This is a genomic window from Streptomyces caelestis (assembly GCF_014205255.1).
In the GTDB taxonomy this organism is placed as follows: Bacteria; Actinomycetota; Actinomycetes; order Streptomycetales; family Streptomycetaceae; genus Streptomyces; species Streptomyces caelestis.
The window spans coordinates 3,618,392-3,630,964 of the sequence record NZ_JACHNE010000001.1; the positions used below are offsets into that span (position 1 = coordinate 3,618,392).

Consider the following 12,573-nt stretch of genomic DNA (forward strand, 5'->3'; position numbering starts at 1 on the left):
CCTATCACGGATGAGATAAAACGAGCGTCACGCTCTTGCACATCGTTCGCATCAAGCCACATCATCGAACGGTGCATGTACCTGACGGATTCATCAACGCGCCCACCGCCGCCGCCACCGGTGTGATCGCCGCGGGCGCCATCGCCGTGAGCCTGCGCGGCGCGCGCCGGGAACTCGACGAGCGGACGGCACCGCTGGCCGGGCTGGTCGCGGCGTTCATCTTCGCGGTGCAGATGCTGAACTTCCCCGTCGCGGCGGGGACCAGCGGCCATCTGCTCGGCGGTGCGCTCGCCGCGATACTCGTCGGCCCCTACACGGGGATCCTGTGCGTCTCCGTCGTCCTGCTCATGCAGGGCATCCTCTTCGCGGACGGCGGCCTGACCGCGCTCGGCGTGAACATCACCAACATGGCGATCGTCACCACCGTCGTCGCCTACGCCCTCTTCCGCGGCCTGGTGAAGGTGCTGCCCCGCACCCGCCGGTCGGTCACCGTGGCCTCCTTCGTCGCCGCCCTGGTCTCCGTCCCGGCCGCCGCCCTGGCCTTCACGCTGATGTACGCGATCGGCGGCACCACCGACGTGTCGATCGGCAAGGTCGCCACCGCCATGGTCGGCGTGCACCTCCTCATCGGCATCGGTGAGGCCGTGATCACCGCGCTGACCGTCGGCTCGGTCATCGCCGTACGCCCTGACCTGGTGTACGGGGCGCGCGGCCTCACGCAGAAGCTCAAGCTGCGGGTGAACGGCGAACTGGTCGACGCCCCCGGCGCCGAGCCGGAGCCGGCCCCCATGGCCGCCCGGACCTCGCACCGCAAGGTGTGGGCCGCCGGCCTGGTCGCCTCCCTGGTCCTGGCCGGGTTCGTCAGCTTCTACGCCTCCGCCGACCCCGACGGCCTGGAGAAGGTCGCCACCGACCACGGCATCGACAAGCAGGCCGAGGAGCACGCGGTCGCCGACTCCCCGCTCGCCGACTACGGCGTCAAGGACGTCGACGACGCCCGCCTGTCCGGGGGGCTGGCCGGCGTCATCGGCGTGGGGGTCACGGTCGTGGCGGGCAGCGCGGTCTTCTGGGCGGTACGCCGTCGCCGCTCGGACGACACGTCCCCGTCGGACACGACGGACACGACGGACGCGACGAGCACCACAAGCACGACGAGCGTCTGACATGGGAGCAGGGCACGCGCACAAGCTCTACCGGCACGGGCACTCGCCCGTGCACGGCCTGCCGCCGCACACCAAGCTCGCCGCCGTCTTCGCCTTCGTGGTGGTCGTGGTGTCGACACCGCGGGAGGCGATGTGGGCGTTCGGGCTGTACGCCGTGCTGCTGGCGGGCGTCGCGTACGTGGCGCGGGTGCCCGCCGGGTTCCTGCTGAGGCGGCTGCTGATCGAGGTGCCGTTCGTCGCGTTCGCGGTGCTGATGCCGTTCGTGGCGGAGGGCGAGCGGGTCGACGTCCTCGGGCTGTCCCTGAGCGTCAACGGACTGTGGGGCGCCTGGAACGTGCTGGCGAAAGGCACCCTCGGTGTCGCGGCCTCGGTGTTGCTGGCCGCCACCACCGAGCTGCGCGAACTCCTCCTCGGCCTCCAGCGGCTCAGGCTCCCGCCGCTCCTCGTGCAGATCGCGTCCTTCATGATCCGCTACGGCGACGTCATCACGGACGAGATGCGGCGCATGCGGATCGCCCGCGAGTCACGCGGCTTCGAGGCGAAGGGCGTCCGGCACTGGGGCGTCCTGGCCAAGTCCGCGGGCGCCCTGTTCATCCGCTCCTACGAGCGCGGCGAGCGCGTGCACCTGGCCATGGTCAGCCGCGGGTACACCGGCTCCATGCCGGTCATCGACGAGGTGACCGCGTCCCGGGCGCAGTGGACGCACGCCCTGACCCTCCCCTGTGCCGCCCTCGTCGTCTGTCTGCTGGGATGGACCCTGTGACTGATGCGACCCCCTCACTCGAAGTGGCAGGCCTGGCCTTCGCCTACCCCGACGGGCACCAGGCCCTCTTCGGCGTCGACTTCTCCGTCGCGCGCGGCGAGCGGGTCGCGCTGCTCGGGCCGAACGGCGCCGGCAAAACGACCCTCGTGCTCCACCTCAACGGCATCCTGACCGGCGGCACCGGCACGGTGAAGGTGGCCGGGCTGCCCGTCGGCAGGCAGCACATGGCGGAGATCCGGCGCCGGGTCGGCATCGTCTTCCAGGACCCGGACGACCAGCTCTTCATGCCGACCGTCCGGGAGGACGTGGCGTTCGGGCCCGCCGCGGCCGGGCTCAAGGGGCCGGAGCTGGAGCAGCGCGTGGACCGGGCGCTGGAGCGGGTCGGCATGGCGGAGTTCAAGGACCGCCCGCCGCACCACCTCTCCTTCGGCCAGCGCCGTCGGGTGGCCGTGGCGACCGTGCTCGCGATGGAACCGGAGATCCTCGTCCTCGACGAGCCCTCCTCCAACCTCGACCCCGCCTCCCGCCGCGAACTGGCCGACATCCTGCGCTCCCTCGACGTGACGGTGCTGATGGTCACGCACGACCTGCCGTACGCCCTGGAGCTGTGCCCGCGCTCCCTGGTTCTCAGCGAGGGCGTGATCGCGGCGGACGGTCCGACCGGCGAACTGCTCTCCGACGAGGTGCTGATGCGCGCCCACCGGCTGGAGCTGCCGTTCGGTTTCGATCCGCGTTCGGTGCCGGCGGTTCCGGCACGTCCGTGACAATCGGCGCGTGACGAAGACAATGAGCGCGTGACGAACGAGGAGACCGAGAGCTCGCTGCTGCTGGACGGGCAGCTGTGCTTCGCGCTGTACGCCGCCCAGCGCGCGGTGACGGCGGCGTACCGCCCGCTCCTCGACGAACTCGGCCTCACCTATCCGCAGTACCTCGTCCTGCTGGTCCTCTGGGAGCGCGGGCAGACCACGGTCAAGGAGCTGGCGGCCGCGCTGCGACTCGACTACGGCACGGTGTCGCCGCTGCTGAAGCGGCTGGAGGCGGCGGGTCTCGTACGGCGTGAGCGGTCGGCGCGCGACGAGCGGTCGGTGCTCGTGGCGGTGACCGGACGCGGGGAGGAACTCCGGGAGCGGGCGGCGAGCGTGCCCGGCGCGCTGCTGTCGGCGACGGGGCTCGACGGCACGGAGGTCGCGCGACTCCGCGAGGAGCTGTGGCGGCTGGCGGAGAGCGCCGGGGCGGCGGCGGAGCGCGCTCGCTGATCCGCGAAGGGGTTACCCGCGGTTGCCACCCCCTGGTGGCGACAGGCGGGTTACTGGTCAGTACCTTGTGCACGATGTGTTTGCGCGCACTTGTTTCCCGGGGGAGGACAGGATGACTGACGGCCCCGCCGTCGACACCCGCCCGACGAAGATCATGTACGTGGCCGAGGCCACCGCCCACGGCGGCCGGGAGGGCTATGTCACCAGCCAGGACGGCCGGCTCGACCTCAAGGTCGCGATGCCCCCGCAGCTCGGCGGCGACGGCAACGGCACCAACCCGGAACAGCTCCTCGCGGCCGGTTACAGCTCCTGCTTCCACAACGCGCTGATCCTGGTCGGCAACCGCGAGGGCTACGACCTGACCGGTTCGACGGTCTCCGCCAAGGTCGGCATCGGCCCCAACAAGCAGCACGGCTACGGCCTCGCGGTCGCCCTGAGCGTCTCGCTCCCCGTCCTCGACCCCGACCTCGCGACCAAGCTGGTGGACGCGGCCCACGAGGTGTGTCCGTACTCGAACGCGACCCGCGGGAACATCGACGTGACCATCCTGCTTGGCTAGAGGGGAGCAAGGGGAGCACCGCAGCGAGACGAGGAGACGGGCGTGGACGTGCACGGCACAGTGGCCGAGGGCTTCGAGCCGGTCAGGGACGCGTTCGTACGGAACTTCGCCGCGCTCGGGGAGCGGGGCGCGGCGGTCACCGTCTACCGGGACGGGCAGCGGGTCGTCGACCTGTGGGCCGGCACGAAGGACGTCGACGGCACGGACCCCTGGGAGCGCGGCACCGCCCAGGTCGTGCGCTCGGCGACGAAGGGCGTCGCCGCCGCCGTGCTCCTGCTGCTGCACCAGCGCGGGCAGCTGGACCTGGACGCGCCGGTGGGCCACTACTGGCCGGAGTTCAAGGCGCAGGGCAAGGAGCGGGTGCTGGTACGGCACGTCCTGAACCACCGGGCCGGTCTCCCCGTCCTCGACCAGCCCCTCACCCCTGAGCAGGCCCTCGACCCGCTCCGGGGCCCGGAGGCGGTCGCCGCCCAGGCGCCCGCCTGGGAACCCGGCACCGACCACGGCTACCACGCGCTCACCTACGGCTGGCTCTTGGACGAACTGGTGCGACGCGTGACCGGGCAGGGCACCGGCGCATGGCTCGCGTCGCAGATCGCCGGGCCGCTGGGCATGGACCTCTGGCTGGGTCTGCCGGACGCGCAAGCCGGCCGGGTCGGACGCGTGGGCCGCGTCGAGGGCCCCGCGCCGGCCGGCGGCCTGCGGGCCCGCCCGAAGCGCTCGGTCACCGAGGCCTACGAGGACCCGGCCTCCCTGACCCGCCGGGCCTTCGCGGCGATCACCCCGTTCCCGGACCAGAACGACCCGGCCTACCGCGCGGCAGCCCTCCCCGCGACCAACGCCATCGCGACGGCGGACGGACTGGCCCGCTTCTACGCGACGTTGATCGGCGACACCGCCGGCGCCGCACGCCTGTTCACACCGGAGACGGTCGAACTGGCCCGGGCCGAGGAGTCGGCGGGCCCCGACCGCGTCCTGGTGGTCGGCACCCGCTTCGGCCTCGGCTACATGCTGCACGGCAGCGCCTCCCCCTTCCTCACGCCGGGCTCCTTCGGTCACCCGGGCCGCGGCGGCGCCCTCGGCTTCGCCGACCCGGACACCGGGATCGCGTTCGGCTACGTCACCAACGGCTTCCGCAAGACGGTGACGGCGGATCCGCGGGCGCAGGGGCTGGTGCGGGCGGTGCGGGGAGCGCTGGGACTGTAGAGGTCTCTGGACGTCTCTAGACGTGAATCGGGTGGGAGGTCCGCCCGGACGCCTGGTCGATCTCGTCGTGGGCCTTGGTCAGCAGTCGCATGGCGAGCTCGTTGAGCGCCCGGGCGCCGGCGATCTCCTCCCCGACTCTGGGCTGATTGACGTCGGTCCGGTGCCGGCTCGCGTGCCCGTGCGCCCGTACCTCGGTGCCATCGGGCAACCGGACCAGCGCCACCGCCTGGGTGTGCTGATCGTCCTCCCGGAACTCCATCTCGACGTGCCATCCCACTGTGGTGTGCATCATGACGATCACCTCCGGAACACTTAGTTCCAGGGTGCTCCTCACGAGGGGGATGCGCACCCGCCTGACCCCGGCTGTCCGGTGTGCAGCATCAGCCCGATCCCGGCGACGAGCAGCCCGGCCGCCGCGACCCTCGGCACCCCGAACCGCTCCTTGAAGAAGACGGCCCCGATCGCCGCGCCCAGGATGATCGACGATTCGCGCAGGGCGGCGATGGGCGCGAGTTCGGCCTTGGTCCGGGCCCACAGGACGAGGGCGTAGGCGGCGACGGAGAGGGCGGACCCGATGAACCCGATCACGGCGAACGGCCGCAGAACGGCGGCCGTCCCCCTCCGCCAGCGGCTCACGGCGTAGGCGGGGAGCACGACCCCCTGGTAGACGACCATGACTTTCGTGCCGCCGCCCGTGTCCTGGGCGACGTCACCGAGAGGAACGTCTTCCACTCCCCCGCATGAGGAAAGGCCGGTGAGGCGCCCCGTCTCCCCGGAGCCCTCACCGGCCGTCTCCTCAGAGATGCAGAGGTGTCCGGGCGTCAGGTGCGGGCCAGTGCCCGGGCCTTGTCCTCTCGGTCGGACTGTGAGCGCAGCGCCTCGCCCTCGATGTCGACGTTGGGCAGCGCCCGGTCCAGCCACCTGGGCAGCCACCAGGCCTTGCGGCCGAGGAGGGCCAGGACGGCCGGGACGATGGCCATGCGGACGACGAACGCGTCGAAGAAGACGGCGATCGCGAGGCCGAAGCCGATCATCTTGACCATGGACTCGGACGAGCCGATGAAGCCGGCGAAGACCGCCATCATGATGACCGCCGCGGCCGTCACCACCCGGGCGCCGTGCTTGAAGCCCGTCACGACCGCCTGGCCGGCCTTCTCGCCGTGGACGTAGGCCTCCCGCATCCGGGTCACCAGGAAGACCTCGTAGTCCATGGCCAGGCCGAAGACCACGCCCACCATGAAGATCGGCATCATCGACATGACCGGGCCGGTCTGCTCGACGCCCATCAGATCCGCCAGCCAGCCCCACTGGAAGACCGCGACCACCGCGCCGAGGGCCGCCATCACCGACAGGAGGAAGCCGAGGGCCGCCTTCAGGGGGACCAGGATCGAGCGGAACACCACGATCAGGAGGAGGAAGGCCAGGCCGACCACCAGGACCAGATAGGGGATCAGCGCGTCGTTGAGTTTCTCGCTGACGTCGATGTTCATCGCCGTCTGACCGGTGACCAGCACGTTCGCGTCCGAGTCGGCCTTGATGCCGGCGCCCTTGTCGCGGATGGAGTGGACCAGGTCCTCGGTCGCGACCGACGACGGCTTGGAGTCCGGGATGACGGTGATCGTCGCCGTGTCACCGGCCTTGTTGGGCGCAGGCGGCGTCACGGTGACGACATCGTCGAGGCTCTTGATCTCGTCGCCGACCGCCGTGAAGGCCGACTTCGGGTCGTCGCTGTCCTTCGCGTCGACCACGACCATCAGCGGGCCGTTGGAGCCCGGCCCGAAGCCCTCGGAGAGGAGGTCGTAGGCGCGGCGCTGCGTGGTGGACGTGGGCTGGGAGCCGTCGTCCGGCAGGCCCAGTTCCAGGCTCGCCGCGGGGACGGCCGCCGCGCCGAGGCCGATGACGCCGAGCAGCAGGACAGCGATCGGGCGGCGGACGACGAAGCTCGCCCAGCGCGTGCCCAGGTTCGGCTTCGCCGGCTTGTCCTGCTCCTGCTGCTTCCTGGCCCGGCCGGGCAGCTTGCCCTTCTCCCCCGCCGGCTTCACCCTCCGGCCCGCGTACCCGAGCAGCGCCGGGATCATGGTCAGGGCGATCAGCACCGCGATGGCCACCGTGCCCGCCGCCGCGATGCCCATCTTGGTCAGCATCGGGATGTTGACGACGGACAGGCCCACCAGGGCGATCACGACCGTGAGGCCCGCGAAGACCACCGCGGAGCCCGCCGTGCCGACGGCCCGGCCCGCCGCGTCCTCGCGGTCACGGCCCTCGGCGAGTTCGGCCCGGTAGCGGGAGACGATGAACAGCGCGTAGTCGATGCCGACCGCGAGGCCGATCATCATCGCGAGGGTGGAGGTCGTCGAGCCCAGGTCCAGCGCGTCGGCCAGCGCCGTGATCGAGGAGACGCCGATGCCCACGCCGATGAGCGCCGTCAGCAGCGGCAGACCGGCCGCGACCAGCGAGCCGAAGGTGATGACGAGGACGACCGCGGCGACCGCGATGCCGATGATCTCGCTGGTGCCGGTGTGCGGGACCGTCTGGAGCGCGTCACCGCCGACCTCGACGGTCAGCCCGGCCTTCCGCGCGTCCTGCGCGGAGTCTTCCAGGGCGTCGCGGGAGGAGTCCTCCAGCTCCATGCCGGAGACCTTGTACGACACCTGCGCGTAGGCGATCGAGCCGTCCTTGCTGACGGCCTTCGCCTGGTAGGGGTCGGTGACGCGGACGACCTCGGAGCCGTCGGCGAGTTCCTTGACGGTCTCCTGGACGGTCGCCTTGTTGCCGGGGTCGGTCATCTTCTCGCCGCTCGGCGCCTTGAAGACGACCCGTGCGGTGGCTCCGTCGGCGCTCGCGCCGGGGAAGCGCTGTTCCAGCAGGTCGAAGGCCTTCTGGGCCTCGGTGCCGGGGATGGAGAACGAGCTGTTGCCCGCCGCGGGGGCGCTGGCCGCGCCGGCACCGGCGAGGGTCAGCAGGGCCACCCATATCAGGGCGACGACATGCCGCCGCCGGAACGAGATCCGGCCGAGTTTGTAGAGGAATGTGGCCACGAGGGCGTACTCCCGGTCAGGTCGTGGAGGGTCTGGGCAGGGGTGATCAGCCCGACGACGTGAGCGGTGACGTCAGGTGGAGGGCTAACTCAGGGGAACCGTCAGGTGACGGGAACGCCGAGGGCGGGGAGGACCACGGCGTCGATGTACGAGAGGATGAACTCCTGCGTGGGCGGCTCGTCGTCGATCAGCGTGCGCGTGGCGAACGCGCCGACGAGCATGTGCACGATGTAGTCCAGCGCCGGGCGGCCGGCCTGGACCTCGCCGCGGTCGACGGCCCTCTGCACCACCCGGTGGAACTCCTCCATCTCCGGCTCGATGAGCAGTTCCTTGAACGCCTGGAGGAGGTCCGGGTTGCCGTGCACCGCCATGAACAGACCCCGCATCAGCGCGGCGTTCTGCTGCATGGTGCAGTCGTCCTCACGCGTGGAGAGGGCGTGCAGGTCGCCCCGCAGGGATCCCGTGTCGACGTCGGCGATGTTGCCCGGCTTGTTGTGCCGGATCGCCTTCGCCACCAGCTCCGGCTTGCCGCCCCACTGGCGGTAGAGCGTCGCCTTGCTGGACCGGGTGCGGGCGGCCACGGCGTCCATGGTGAGGGCGTCGTAGCCGACCTCGCGGAGCAGGTCGAGCACGGCCGCGTACAGCTCGGCCTCACGCTCGGGGGTGATCCGACTGCGACGCGCGGTGGCGACCTCAGCCATCTCGCTCACCTTCCTGCTCCGAACGACACGGTTTCGTACGTCACGAATGTAGCGCAGTCTCCATGGAAACGAAACCGTTTCGTACGTGTCCCGGGTCACGAGGCGGCACGCCCACCGGTTTGTCACAACTTGCTCCGGTTCGCCCTCGGGCAAAGCATGGGGAGGTGAGTTATCTGCGCCTGCCGCATCTCCATGACGACCTGCTGAGCTTCGTGGCCGAGGACGACCTCTGGCTCGCCCCGGTCGACGGCCCCGGCCGCGCCTGGCGGCTCACCGTCGACCGCACGAAGGTGGGCCACCCCCGCTTCTCGCCCGACGGCCGCCACCTCGCGTACACGAGCTGGCGCAGCCTGGTCCCCGAGGTCCATCTCATCCCGGTGGACGGCGGCCCGGGCCGGCAGGTGAGTCACTGGGGCAGCGCCGACACCCGGGTCTGCGGCTGGACCCCGGACGGCGAGATCCTGGCCGTCGCCTCGCACGGCGAGCCCTTCTCGTACTTCACCTGGGCCTACAAGGTCTCCCTCGACGGCGACCCGGGGCGCAAGCTGCCCTGGGGCCCGGTCGCCGACATCCAGGTCGCCGATCTGGACGGGGAGCGCAGGACCCTCCTTCTCACCGGCACGCCGCCGCACGAACCGGCCGCGTGGAAGCGCTACCGCGGCGGCGCCACGGGCAGGCTGTGGCTGCACGGCGAACGGCTGCTGGCCGGTCTCGGCGGCCATCTGCACTCCCCCATGTTCGTCGGCGGCCGGATCGCCTTCCTCTCCGACCACGAGGGCGTCGGCAACCTCTACTCGTGCGCCTACGACGGCTCCGACCTGCGCCGGCACACCGACCACGACGCCTTCTACGCCCGGCACGCCTCCAGTGACGGCACGCGGGTGGTGTACCAGTGCGCGGGCGACCTGTGGCTGGTCGACGACCTGTCACCGGACTCCGAGCCGCGCCGTCTGGACGTACGCCTGAGCGGGCCGCGCGCGGGGCGGCGCCCGTACCAGGTGGCGGCCGCCCAGCACGTCGACGGCATCTCGGTCGACGAGACCGGGCGGGCCGGCGCGGTCGTCGTACGCGGCAGCCTGTACTGGCTCACCCACCGGGACGGGCCGGCCCGCACCCTCACCGACACCCCGGGCGTCCGGGTGCGGATGCCGGAGATGCTCGGCGCGAGCGGGCGGGTGGCGTATGTGACGGACGCGGAGGGCGAGGACGCGATCGAGATCGCCTCCCTGCCCCGGGCGAGCGGCGACCGCGAGCCACGACGGCTGGCCTCGGGCGAACTGGGCCGAATCCGCGAGCTGGTGTCGGACCCGGAGGGCGAACGACTGGCGGTCGCCTCACACGATGGGCGACTGCTGCTCGTCGATGTCCCGGAGGACGGAGGAGCGGAGGACGGTGGCGGGGAGGACGGCGGCGGGGAGGACGATGGCCCGGAGGGCGAGAACACGGCGAGCGGCGATCCGGCGGGCAGCGATACGCCGAGCAGCGCCCCGGCCGATTCCGGCCGCGTGGTCACCGAGTTGATCCGGTCGATCAACGGCCCCGTGCGCGACCTCGCGTTCTCCCCGGACGGGGCGTGGCTGACCTGGTCGCACCCGGGCATCGGGCGGACCCTCCGGCAGATCAAGATGGCCCGACTCGCCGGAACGGCAGAAGGGGACAGGTTCGTCGTCGACGTCACCAACGGCCGTTTCGAGGACGAGAACCCGGTCTTCACGAGCGACGGCCGCTACCTCGCCTTCCTCTCCTGGCGCGGCTTCGACCCGGTGTACGACGTGCACACCGGCGACCTGTCCTTCCCGCTGGGCTGCCGCCCGTATCTCGTCCCGCTGTCCTCCGCGACGCCCTCCCCGTTCGCGCTGAGCCCGGAGGGCCGCCCCGCCGCCGGGGGCCTGGACCCGGTGGAGGACGACGAGAACGGGGAGAGCGGCGCCGTGACCGTCGAGGTCGAGGGGCTGGAGAGCCGGGTCACGCCCTTCCCGGTGGCCGCCTCCAAGTACTCGGCGCTGCACCCGGTGGCGGGCGGCGGGCTGGTGTGGCTGCGCTGGCCGATCTCGGGTGCGCTGGGCGAGACGTTCGCGAACCCGGACGACACCAGCGGCCGGCCGACCCTGGAGCACTTCGGCATCACCAAGGCCAAGAAGTCCGAACTCGCCGTGCACCTTGACTTCTTCGCGGTCAGCGGCGACGGCACACGGCTGGTGATCGTCGACGAGGGCGAGCTGCGTGCCGTGCCCGCGACCGAGCCCGGCGACGCCGACACGACGGTGTGGATCGACGCGCGCCGCATCCTGCACGTGGTCGACCCGGCGGCTCAGTGGCGGCAGGCGTACGAGGAGGCCGGGCGGTTGATCCGGGCGTACTTCTGGGCGCCGGGCATGTGCGGCATCGACTGGGACGGCGTGCTGGGCCAGTACCGTCCGCTGGTCGAACGGGTCGCCACCCCGGACGAGTTCGCCGACCTGCTGCGCGAGGTGCTGGGCGAGCTGGGCACGTCCCACGCGTACGTCGCTTCCGCCCGGCGCAACGAGGGCCCGCCGCACTACCAGCGCCGGCAGGGCCTGCTGGGCGCCAACTTCGTACGCCGGGACGGCGGCTGGATGGTCAAGCGGATCCTGCCCGGCGACTCCTCCGACTCCAAGGCCCGTTCCCCGCTGGCCGGCACGGGCATCCGCGAGGGGGCGGTCCTGACCCACGTCGACGGCCGCCCGGTGGATCCGGACGCGGGCCCGTATCCGCTGCTGGCGGGCGCGGGCGGTACGACGGTGGAGCTGACCTTCTCCCCGGCGGAGGGCGCGGGCCCGCCCCGGCGGGTCGCCGTCGTCCCGCTCGTCGACGAGCGGCCGTTGCGCTACCAGGACTGGGTGGCCAAACGCCGGGCGGTGGTACGGCAGTTGAGCGGCGGACGGTGCGGCTATCTGCACATCCCGGACATGGGCGGTTCGGGCTGGGCGCAGTTCAACCGCGATCTGCGCATGGAGGTGTCCCGGCCCGCGCTGATCGTGGACGTGCGCGGCAACGCCGGCGGCCACATCAGCGAGCTGGTCATCGAGACGCTGAGCCGCACGATCCTGGGCTGGGACCTGACCCGCGACGCCCAGCCCGTGTCGTACACCTCGAACGCGCCGCGGGGCCCGGTGGTGGCCCTGGCGGACGAGGCGACCTCCTCCGACGGCGACATGATCACCGCCGCGTTCAAGCTGCTGAAGCTGGGCCCGGTGGTGGGGCAGCGCACCTGGGGCGGTGTGGTCGGCATGACCGGCCGCCACGAGCTGGGGGACGGCACGGTGATCACGGTGCCGATGAACGCGGCCTGGTTCGACGCCTACGGCTGGTCGGTGGAGAACAAGGGCGTCGCCCCCGACATCGACGTCCTGCGCACCCCGCTGGACTGGGCCGAGGGGCGGCACGCCCAGCTGACCGACGCGGTGGAGCTGGCGCTCGGGCTGCTGGAGACCAACCCGCCGGCGAAACCGCCGACCTACAGCGACGTACCGGACCGCTCCCGTCCGAAGCTGCCGCCCAGGACGTGAGAAGGCCCAGGACGTGAGGAAGGGGCGCCCCCGCGCGGAGCACCCCTTCCCTTCAGCACGCAACGTCAGGCGTCGTAGTCCTGGTCGAAGCGGTCCTCCTGCTCGCGCTCGCGCTCGCGCTCGCGGTCACGGTCGCGGTCGCGCTGCGGCTGCGGCTGCGAGGGGTCCATGTCCTCGTCGCGCCGGCGGCCACGGCCCTGCATCTGCTCGCGGGCCTGGTCCGCCTTCTGCCGGGCCTGGTTCTGCCACTGCTCGGACTTCTCCTGGAACTGGTCCTTCATACCCATGTGGGTTCACTCCCGTTGGGGGTGAGGGGATCTGGCTCGACCAGATTCACATGAGCCATCACGCTCCGCA

At 71.7% G+C, this 12,573-nt stretch carries 11 protein-coding genes and 1 pseudogene; 7 read left to right on the forward strand and 5 right to left on the reverse strand.

Annotated elements, in window-relative coordinates; all coding sequences use genetic code 11:
• Positions 1-71: 71 nt before the first annotated feature.
• From HDA41_RS16295 to HDA41_RS16320, 6 genes are all read left to right on the forward strand, one after another.
• Positions 72-1,163 carry an energy-coupling factor ABC transporter permease gene (locus HDA41_RS16295; RefSeq protein WP_184984640.1) on the forward strand — a complete coding sequence of 364 codons (1,092 nt, stop codon included), beginning with the start codon at positions 72-74 and terminating at the stop codon, positions 1,161-1,163.
• A 1-nt stretch (position 1,164) separates the two neighbouring features.
• Positions 1,165-1,926 (forward strand): cobalt ECF transporter T component CbiQ, encoded by a 762-nt coding sequence (gene cbiQ / locus HDA41_RS16300; RefSeq protein ID WP_184984642.1) that lies wholly within the window; start codon positions 1,165-1,167, stop codon positions 1,924-1,926.
• Positions 1,914-2,690: an energy-coupling factor ABC transporter ATP-binding protein gene (locus tag HDA41_RS16305; protein WP_184984643.1), complete on the forward strand. Its 777-nt coding sequence runs from the start codon at positions 1,914-1,916 to the stop codon at positions 2,688-2,690. The genes cbiQ and HDA41_RS16305 overlap by 13 nt, the downstream gene beginning before the upstream one ends.
• A 30-nt stretch (positions 2,691-2,720) precedes the next feature.
• Positions 2,721-3,182: a MarR family winged helix-turn-helix transcriptional regulator gene (locus HDA41_RS16310; RefSeq protein WP_184984645.1), complete on the forward strand. Its 462-nt coding sequence runs from the start codon at positions 2,721-2,723 to the stop codon at positions 3,180-3,182.
• A 112-nt stretch (positions 3,183-3,294) separates the two neighbouring features.
• Positions 3,295-3,741, forward strand: coding sequence for an organic hydroperoxide resistance protein (locus HDA41_RS16315; protein WP_184984647.1), 447 nt, complete (start codon positions 3,295-3,297; stop codon positions 3,739-3,741).
• Between the two features lie 42 nt (positions 3,742-3,783).
• Positions 3,784-4,947, forward strand: coding sequence for a serine hydrolase domain-containing protein (locus HDA41_RS16320; protein ID WP_184984649.1), 1,164 nt, complete (start codon positions 3,784-3,786; stop codon positions 4,945-4,947).
• Between the two features lie 16 nt (positions 4,948-4,963).
• Here the strand turns inward: HDA41_RS16320 and HDA41_RS16325 are convergent, their stop codons facing one another.
• From HDA41_RS16325 to HDA41_RS16340, 4 genes and pseudogenes are all read right to left on the reverse strand, one after another.
• A complete protein-coding gene (locus HDA41_RS16325) occupies positions 4,964-5,239 on the reverse strand; it encodes a DUF1876 domain-containing protein (protein WP_059416018.1) in 276 nt (91 codons plus the stop codon).
• 38 nt (positions 5,240-5,277) lie between these two features.
• A pseudogene (locus HDA41_RS16330) lies at positions 5,278-5,601 on the reverse strand (hypothetical protein); the annotation flags it as partial.
• A gap of 167 nt (positions 5,602-5,768) precedes the next feature.
• Complete coding sequence (locus tag HDA41_RS16335) at positions 5,769-7,985, reverse strand: MMPL family transporter (RefSeq protein WP_184984651.1); 2,217 nt, start codon at positions 7,983-7,985, stop codon at positions 5,769-5,771.
• Between the two features lie 101 nt (positions 7,986-8,086).
• Entirely contained in the window at positions 8,087-8,686 is a 600-nt protein-coding gene (locus HDA41_RS16340; RefSeq protein ID WP_184984653.1) for a TetR/AcrR family transcriptional regulator, read from the reverse strand.
• A gap of 164 nt (positions 8,687-8,850) precedes the next feature.
• Between HDA41_RS16340 and HDA41_RS16345 the strand changes: the two genes are divergently transcribed.
• Complete coding sequence (locus tag HDA41_RS16345) at positions 8,851-12,216, forward strand: S41 family peptidase (protein ID WP_184984655.1); 3,366 nt, start codon at positions 8,851-8,853, stop codon at positions 12,214-12,216.
• A 65-nt stretch (positions 12,217-12,281) separates the two neighbouring features.
• Here the strand turns inward: HDA41_RS16345 and HDA41_RS16350 are convergent, their stop codons facing one another.
• Positions 12,282-12,503 (reverse strand): hypothetical protein, encoded by a 222-nt coding sequence (locus HDA41_RS16350; protein WP_184984657.1) that lies wholly within the window; start codon positions 12,501-12,503, stop codon positions 12,282-12,284.
• Positions 12,504-12,573: the final 70 nt, after the last annotated feature.